Raw genomic sequence first — 6,213 nt, forward strand, 5'->3', positions numbered from 1 at the left:
TTCTCCAGATGTTACCTACCGACGTGAACTGACCTTGTTCGGTATAAAAATTAATGGTTTCTAAACTCAAACTTTGAATCAATCTAACTTCTATGTCCTCAGAAGTTTTTGTTCCTTTATTTTGAATAATCGCTGTAAAAGTGACCAAATCACCTATTTTAGGCGTTGAGTTATCTATGCCTTGAACCAGCTCAACCGTAGCATAATCTCTGTCTGCCGCAAAATTGATATGTTCAAAGGTAACAGTTTCGTCTGTGTAGCAATTTTCGCCTTCATTGTATAGTCTAATTCTATATATCTTTTTACCTGTTGGGTTTGAAATATTTTTTATTTCTATTTCAAATTGTTGCGGCGGTAAAGGAACAGACTGAGCAAAGTCAAAAGGTGTATTGGTGCCTTCGATAATTTCGTAATGTGTGGCGTAGTCTATTGTTGTAATAAGCAATCTTCCATCGCTTGTAGTTGGAGAAGTTACATCATTATGTCTGGTTGTAAAGGTTGGACGTTTACAAATAAAACTTAGGGAATCGTTGTTTTCAGCTTTGCTTTCGAAAGAAAAAAAGAAAAAAATCCCAAAAAGAATTATATGTATTATTATGGATGGATAACGGAAATTCAAATTGAATTTTTCCATTTTAGGTTTTATTGTTTTAAACTTCTACTTTTTGTAATTCACCCAATTTTTTAATTTATTTTTTGGGTTTAAAAAGCAAATACCCGAAGGTTTAATTTCAGGTATTTGCATATTAATCTATCTGATTGAGTTCACGCTTTGAGTTCACTCAATGTTCAAACATTATTTTGTTTTTGTAACCGTTGCAGGCTCACAGTATCCACCAGGACAAGTACAATCTTTGGCTACTAATGGAACTGTTACATCAATAGTACATCCGAAAGTGTTAATTACCCTTACTGAATAATCTTGTGATGCAGACGCAGGATTAGGTAAACTCGATGCAATTATACCTGTTGAAGGTATGGCTGCAAAGGTTGGAGTAGCTGCCACAGTTGAACCTATATTCCATGCTGCTTGATCTGAATCTCTGTATCTTGTCAAGATTAGCATACCATCATTTTGTGAGGTTGTACCAATACAAAGAGCACTAACTGGAATCACACTAGCTACTGGCAATGGATTAACCGTAATCTTGAGTGGTGATTGTTGAGATTCACAACTTAAGGTATCTATACCTGGCAGTTCATATAAAGTCGTCTGCGTAACATAAGCCCATGTTGCACCAGCCAAGGTTGTCAAAGGCGTAGGAGCCGTCGGCTGAGTTCCTCCATTCCAATACCATGTTAGTGTATTCAAAGCATTTGAAACCGTGTTGGTTATTACTGGTGTAGCTACCAATGGAACTGCAGTTTCATTCAAACAATATACTGGCTCTACTACTGCTGGACCATCCGGAGTATCTTTGATGAATACATCGAAGTCTATGGTGTCAGATTGGCAACCCGAAACGGTGTTGTATTGTGAAACCCAGTATGTAAAAGTACCAACAGAGTCCGAAGGTGGTGCTGTATAAGTGGCACTGGTATCCCCAGGAATATTTGATTTGTCTTCGCCATACCAAATTAGACCATAACTTCCAGCAGATGCCGTTGCAGTGAGCGGTGCAGTGGGATAATCTTGGCAAAAGGCAAAGTCTTTGACGGTGGGCACCAGTGGCTTAGCATCAATCGTGACGACGAGTGTGTCTGGATGAGATTGACATCCTAATCCATCGACTTGTGTAACATACCAAGTGTATTGTCCAGCCGCTACAGAAGTGTTAGCATAAGGTCCAACATTGTATCCTATCCGTGTAGTGGTATCTGGCTTGTCAGTGAACTGATACAAGGTAGGCCCTTCGTACCATCTAAGACTGTCACCGTTGTGACTAGCTGGAGATGGTATTAACAAAGCAGATAACCTTTTTTCTGCAATATTTTGACAATAAACAGTATCTATGGCATTTGGAATATCAGGAAGTGGATTGATAACTACTTGAATAGATGTAGTATCTGCACACTCCAAACCATTTGCGGTATAGAAAGCTCTCACAAAATACTCTCCTTCCATTGGCTCTTGAGCGTTTAATATAGTAGTAACTGAATCTGAACTTGTAAAAGTTGCAGGTCCCCACCATTGGTAACTTGCTGGAGGAAACGGATTTATTGAATTATTTACAGCATTGTTTCTAGAAGCCAACTCAATCGTATCTTCTTGACAAATTGGAGTGTTACTCGAAGCAGCAACAATCGGAATTTCGTTAATAATAAATTCAACTTCTGTAGTATCTGTACATGATTCGTGACCATCTTGAACAGAAATCAATCTATAGTTATAAATACCAGCAGTAGTAGGTAATGTTTGAAGGACCAAACTGTCATTTCCGGCAATTGGTGCGACTCCAGGGTTACTAGGTCCGTTGTTGTTATACCACTGATAGTTAAATACTCCTTGGTCAGCCAAAAATCCTGGAATTGTTCCTAAAGTATCAATTCTAACTGGAATTCCGTATGTTGTATGAGAAGTGGCTGTATATCCAGTTTGGGTATTAGCAGATGCAATCAGCGGAGAAGGTTGACCAAAACAAATCACTTGGTCAGTTGGAGTAGTTAATATTGGCGGTAAACCTGGTATAACTTTAATAGGACAACATCCTTCATATCCACACGATAAGTTTGAAGAATCTCTATAATATTTATAATCACCCACACTTTTAATAACCAATGCACCTGCACTAGGACCTGAAGTTAAAACTTCATAATCAGCGGTGCTACCTGTAATTGTGGTCCAGCTTGCACCATTGTTGGTACTCCTTTGCCACACTACACCAGTATAATCGCCCCTTACAAGAGAAAATGTATACTCATCACCGTTACAGAAATCTCGGTGGGTGGTTATACAAATTTGAGCTTCATCATCTTCTACAATTGAATTGGCTACGGGAGAGGAATCCAAATCTACTTGATCTAGAGCTGTGGCTTCAGCGGTAATTTCTTTAATACCTCTAGAATCAACCGTATAAGTCAACTGAAGACTCACTGTGGCACCAGCCGCAATATTACCAATAGTCCAAACGCCTGTTCCAGCCACAAATGTACCAGCTAGAGTTGAGTTACTAATAAGGGTTAAATCAACAGCACTTCCTACTTGATAAATAACACCTGTTGCATCATCTGTACCACTATTTTTCACAGCAACTGTTAAAGTAACTGTAGATCCCAATGGCACATCGCCTCCTGGAGAACGGGTAATAGTAGCTTCTAAGTCCACATAAGTAGGTGCATAGTTATAGTTTACATATGGTAAATAGAAAGTTGAATCCGTAAAACATGATCCAGTTTCATTAAATACTCTAACTGTATATTGTGTACCCGGTGCTGCCGTTGGGGCCGCAAGAGTTTCTTCAACAAAGCCATTGGTTAATGTTGAATAAATGCCAAGTCCGGCAAATGCTGGACCAGTGTAAGTAGCACCTGGACTGATACCAACTTTATAGTTGTTATTGGTGATACCTGAAATTCTGATTTTTGCATCGCTCACAGTCTCTGCACTTGCATCATAAGTTGTTATAGTCATGGCCAGGTCTGGTGAACAGGGTTGGGCATAAGTTGACAAATGAGCAAACAACATAAGAGACACTAAAATGAGGAGTTGCGTCCACATTTTCCTGTCCTTATCAAAAACAGATGCGAATCTGGTTTTTAAATAATTGTTTTCCATGTTAAAAAAAGTATTAATTGTTTATGTTTCTATTTCGTTTTTTCTACTATCGCTGGCGGACAAACTGGGATTTCACAATCTTGACAGACATTTTCAATCGTCACGTTTTGATCTATCGGACATCCTTCCGCACTAATTATTCTAACCGTATATGTTTGTGGGCTTCCTTTTATCGGACCGTTTAGGGTTGAAGTTATTCTTCCGTTTGAAGGAATTGTAACAGCCGGCCCGGCCAAAGTTGAGTTAAATGTTGATCCTATGTTAAAAGAGTAGGCTTCCCCATTCTTAAATCCTGACAATATCAAACCTCCATTATTGAGTACTGATTTCCCTACACATGTAGGATCAATTGCAAGTACTTCTGTTGTTGGAAACTCTTTTATCTCTGCCAAGACCACACTTCTATATGGACTAGAACAATTATTAGTTGAAATGCACGAAGCGAAGAAATTCTGACTTTCACTTAATATATTAGTAGCAAAAGTTGTGCCACTTAATAAGATGTTTCCAGAAAATTGTTCATCATACCAATTAATTGTTCCAGAGCAATTTGAAGCCCCTAATGTTAGACTCGAAGGCCCACAACTGCTATCTCCAGCTACCGTTGGAGGATTTGGTAATGGCAACACATTTACCAAAACCGAATCATTATTTACGCAACTGAATGAGTTGGTTACAGTCAAATAATACATACCGTTATGTATTGTGCTATCCGCAACAGCAATGGTAGGATTTTGAAGACTTGAGGTAAAACCACTTGGGCCTGTCCAAGCATAAGTTTGACCACCGCTTGAAGTTAAGTTTATAGACGTATTTGTACAGAATTGTCCTCCATCGATAATAATTACTGGTTTTGGATCAATTTGAATAGTCGCAGAGGATGACGTTGTACTTCCGCAACCCAAACCACTGGCAGTAGCTACTATTCGATATAAATTTAATCCAGAAGAAGCTGTTGGCACAACCAAACTATCAGCTATTTCTCCAGCCATGTTTACATAGGTAACTCCGTTGAATACTCTCCATTGATAGGTAATATTACCCGTACCGTTGGTAGGATTTGCCCTCAAAATCAATTTTGCGTCTTCACAAACCGTGGTGTTTGTCAAATTAACATTCACACTTAAGTTTGGCACGACGATAACTTTGCTTACAGAAGAAGTATCTGAACCGCAGCCAAATCCGCTTGCTGAAGCTATAATTCTGTAAAATACGGTATTAGAAACCAAAGTATTGGGGTTGAAAGAAATCCCAGTTGCTCCAGAAATGTTGTTCCATATTAAACTATCAGAAGATGATTGCCACTGATAAGTAAATGTACCAGTAGCATTACTTACAGTTGCATTTATAGTGATGGATGCTCCTTCGCAGACAGTAATGCTCGGAATATCCACGGTCACGCTAATATTTGGTACAACCGTAATTGTGGCTACTGATGGATCAGATGCCCCGCAACCTATTCCGTTTGCTGTAGCTATAATTTGATAGAAATTTGTTCCTATGTAGCCAGTCGAGGTTGGAACTATTAGTGTATCGGCAGTGGCTCCTGGAATAATATTCCAAGAAACTCCATTCGTTGAAGCACTCCATTGGTAGGTAATTGTGCCAGTTCCATTTGTTGTATTTGCTCTTAATACCAAATCAGCATCTTCACAAACTATGGTGCTTGGTATGCTAACGTTAACACTTAGATTTGGTAAAACTATAACTCTTGAGCTATCTGAATCTCGGTAATTACAACCTATTCCAACTGCTTGAACACTTACTTTATAATAGTTGGTGTCTACCACACTTCCCGTTAAGGTCAAAGTTGGATTAGTTTGTCCTGATATTGGAGACCAGTTGTTTCCGTCAGCAGATGATTGCCATTGATAACGAACAGCTCCGTTTTGATTGGATACTTGTGCATTCAAAGTTATAGTACCTGTCTGGCAAATGGTAATATCCGCCAAATCAATATCCGCACCTAATTGAGGCAACACAGTTATTGTAAATGTTTGGGTATTTCCTGGACAACCATTGATAAGCGGGGTTACGGTTATTGTTGCCGTAACAGGCGTAATACCGTTATTTATAGCTGTAAATGCAGAAATATTACCAGTTCCGCTTGCTGCCAAGCCTATACTTGTATTGCTGTTTGTCCAAGTGTATCCATTTGAAAGTGTTCCCGTAAATATTTTAGCGGGTATGGTTGCGTTGTTACAAACGGTATCATTTGCAACAGGATTCATAGTAATAACTGGATTCACAATTATTGTGAAGGTTTCCGTATTTCCAGGGCAGCCATTGATAAGTGGTGTAACTACTATCGTTGCTGTAACTGGTGTTGTTCCTGTATTAGTTGCTGTAAAGCTGGCAATATTTCCAGTGCCACTTGCTGCCAAACCAATGCTCGTATTGCTATTTGTCCAAGTATATCCTGTTGAAAGAGTTCCAGTAAATGAAATGGCAGGTATTATTTCGTTGTGACAAACTTCAGCATCAGCAACTGGATTCAT

General features: G+C 39.0%; 3 protein-coding genes. All 3 read right to left on the bottom strand.

Annotated features, from left to right (window positions below; genetic code table 11):
* A partial coding sequence (locus EGI24_RS14090; protein WP_255049098.1) for a DUF11 domain-containing protein occupies positions 1 to 634 on the bottom strand: 634 nt, incomplete at its 3' end.
* A 162-nt stretch (positions 635 to 796) separates the two neighbouring features.
* Entirely contained in the window at positions 797 to 3,715 is a 2,919-nt protein-coding gene (locus EGI24_RS14095) for a DUF11 domain-containing protein (RefSeq protein WP_255049099.1), read from the bottom strand.
* Positions 3,716 to 3,744: 29 nt separating this feature from the next.
* Positions 3,745 to 6,213, bottom strand: a 2,469-nt coding sequence (locus tag EGI24_RS14100; RefSeq protein ID WP_255049100.1) for a hypothetical protein, incomplete at its 5' end; no start/stop codon positions are given.

The organism is Lacihabitans sp. CS3-21 (assembly GCF_024343675.1).
In the GTDB taxonomy this organism is placed as follows: domain Bacteria; phylum Bacteroidota; class Bacteroidia; order Cytophagales; family Spirosomataceae; genus Leadbetterella.

Excerpts from the sequence above, each read along its gene's own strand:
- EGI24_RS14095 (WP_255049099.1), bottom strand. The coding sequence starts at position 3,715 with ATGGAAAACAATTATTTAAAAACCAGATTCGCATCTGTTTTTGATAAG.